The organism is Catenibacterium sp. UBA627 (assembly GCF_002299355.1).
In the GTDB taxonomy this organism is placed as follows: Bacteria; Bacillota_I; Bacilli_A; order Erysipelotrichales; family Coprobacillaceae; genus Catenibacterium; species Catenibacterium mitsuoka.
This window is the reverse complement of the sequence record NZ_DBPF01000012.1, coordinates 678-1,150: the sequence shown is the minus strand read 5'-3', so window position 1 is coordinate 1,150 and position 473 is coordinate 678. Positions and strand designations below refer to the sequence as shown.

The window sequence follows — 473 nt, the reverse complement described above, 5'->3', positions numbered from 1 at the left end:
TTTGATCATCCAGTGACTTATGATGAAGTATTAGATGAAGTATATAAAGAATATGAAGACCCTGAAGGAACAATCAGAATTGATGTATTGTCATTCATTAACGATTTTGTCGCTCATGGTTTAATCAAGGAAGTTGAATAATCAACTTCTTTTTATTTTACATATATTCATTGTGATAATATGTGATAGATTTAGCTAATTGTGTAAATTATTTTTTTGTGTTAACATGACGATGTAAGGAATTTCATTATGAAAGGAGAAAATCAAATGAATCACTCACAAAGCGTATTAGATTGCATTACTGTCCTTTATGATCAATTATTTGATGCAGAAAAGAAGATTGCGAAGTTCATACTTAATAATCCTAAAAAAGTAGTCGATATGACTGTATCTGAACTTGCAGAAATAAGTGATGTGTCTATTGCGTCTGTATCAAGATTTTGTCGTAAGGTGGGTTTAAAAGGTTTTGCCCA

Annotated in this window: 2 protein-coding genes; both read left to right on the top strand. The window is 30.2% G+C overall.

The window, feature by feature from the left end; all coding sequences use genetic code 11:
* Positions 1-12 precede the first annotated feature (12 nt).
* On the top strand, positions 13-141 hold the full coding sequence (locus B2S90_RS10855) for a PqqD family peptide modification chaperone (RefSeq protein WP_414630678.1): 129 nt from the start codon (positions 13-15) through the stop codon (positions 139-141).
* 126 nt (positions 142-267) lie between these two features.
* Positions 268-473, top strand: a 206-nt coding sequence (locus B2S90_RS00925; RefSeq protein ID WP_414630676.1) for a MurR/RpiR family transcriptional regulator, incomplete at its 3' end; no start/stop codon positions are given.